Annotated in this window: 2 protein-coding genes; one reads left to right on the forward strand and one right to left on the reverse strand. The window is 72.7% G+C overall.

Features of this window, described 5'->3' with window-relative positions; all coding sequences use genetic code 11:
* Positions 1-1,072, reverse strand: a 1,072-nt coding sequence (locus tag D471_RS36930; protein ID WP_017602015.1) for a carboxylate-amine ligase, incomplete at its 3' end; no start/stop codon positions are given.
* Positions 1,073-1,508: 436 nt separating this feature from the next.
* Here D471_RS36930 and D471_RS0129910 point away from each other — a divergent pair.
* Positions 1,509-1,798, forward strand: a 290-nt coding sequence (locus D471_RS0129910; protein ID WP_026128226.1) for an AAA family ATPase, incomplete at its 3' end; no start/stop codon positions are given.

Here is a 1,798-nt window from a genome sequence, read left to right on the forward strand (position 1 = left end):
CGGCGGCGCGCACCCGGTCGAGCAGCCCGACCACGAGGTCGGCGTCCCGGTTCGCCTCCAGACCCGGCAGAGCCGCGCCGAGCATCCGGTCCATGGCGAGGAAACCTGGTAGGGACTCGCCGGTCAACGGGTCGGGTACCCGCCCTTCCAGGCCGTCGCGGGCGGCCCGCCAGATGGCGGCGCGCAGTGCCGGGGCGTCGATTTCCGGTACGGGCACCCCGTCGCGGATGTCGGTGAGTGCACGGGAGACCAGTCCCCGGGTCAGCGCGGCGAAGAGCAGCGCCTCGTCGGCGGTGGCGGCGACGTCGCCCACGCGGATCTCCAGCGTGGGCAGGTGGTCGGAGAGACGGACGTCCCAGTAGACCATGTGCCGGTCGAGGATCGCTCCGCTCCCGGCGAGCGCGCTGACGGCGCGTTCGTGTTCGGCGAGGGAGCGGAAGAGCGGCGGAGGACCGGCCGACGGGAGCCGGTTCCAGGTGATGGTGCGCCAGCTGGCGTATCCGGTGTCCCGGCCCGCCTGGAACGGCGAGTTGGCCGACAGCGCCACGAGGAACGGAAGCCATCGGCGCAGGTGCCCGCCGACCTCGACGGCGGTCCCGCGGTCGGGGATGCCGACGTGGATGTGGCAGCCGCACACCACATGGGATTCGCGTAACGCGCCGAAGTGGGTGGCGATGTCCGCGTACCGCCGCCCGTCGCTGACCCGGGCCTCCGCCGGGTCGCCCAGGACCGGGGTGCCGGAGGCGACGACCGCCAGCCCGGCCCCGGCGGCGGCCCGGACCAGTTCGAGGCGGGCCGAGCGGAGGAAGCGCGCCGCGTCCTCGGAGGTGTCGCACACGGGGCTGTTGGCCTCCACCTGGGTGCGGGTGAACTCACCGCACAGGTGTCCGTTGAGGTGGCGGACGTTCGCCAGGACGTCGGGGGCCCGGGACAGGATGCGTCGGCTGCGGGGGTCGACGACGAAGAACTCCTCCTCGACACCGAACGTGGGAGGGCCCGTCCGCGCGTCGGCACGGGTGCCGACCGGTGAGCGTTCCCGCGTGCCGTGCGCGGTCAGGAAGCGGTTCTCCATGGACGTGGGTCCCTTCTGGTGTCCCGTCCCCCGCCCCGGGGGAGCGTCTCGCACTGGATATCCCGTGCCGGGCGCCCGCGACAGTGTCCCCGGGAGGACAAAACGCTATCCGAGGGCCGTTATGCCCTAAATGTCGGTATCGCGTGGCGGTGTTGTCGGGAGATTACGGCTTGATAACCGGCCGGTGGCCGCCGAGGGGCTTGGGGGTGAGTCCGCCGCCACCCCCTCCTGTGACTCGTGCCACCATCCCCGTGTGGAGGATGCGCAGGTGAACGCTCTGGTGCCACACTGGGCGCCCCGGCCGACACAGTGCCCGCCCACCCGTCCGGAGACGCCGCGCACCCGTTCCGTGCGACTCCGTCCGGGGATCGGTGAATCGACCAGTATGCGTGCTCGCACCTGCCGTAACGGGGTCCTCATGTGCGATCGTCGGCGTGTGGCTGGCAGGAACACGGACCCCCAGGACATCCGCCTCCGGGGTCGGGACGAAGAGCAGCGGATCCTCGCGGACGCACTGGACGGAGCGAGGTCCGGGAGCGGTGTGTCCGTCCTCCTCTCCGGAGGCCCCGGACGCGGCAAGACCGCCCTCCTCGATCACGTGCGCTCGTCCGCCGACGGCCTCACCGTCCTGCACGCGGCCGGGGTCCCCTCCGAGAACGACCTCCCGCTCGCCGGACTGCACCGGCTCCTTCGCCCCGTCGAGGCCGCGGCCGAGCGGCTCCCCCC

The sequence above is a fragment of the Nocardiopsis lucentensis DSM 44048 genome, assembly GCF_000341125.1.
Classification (GTDB): Bacteria; Actinomycetota; Actinomycetes; order Streptosporangiales; family Streptosporangiaceae; genus Nocardiopsis; species Nocardiopsis lucentensis.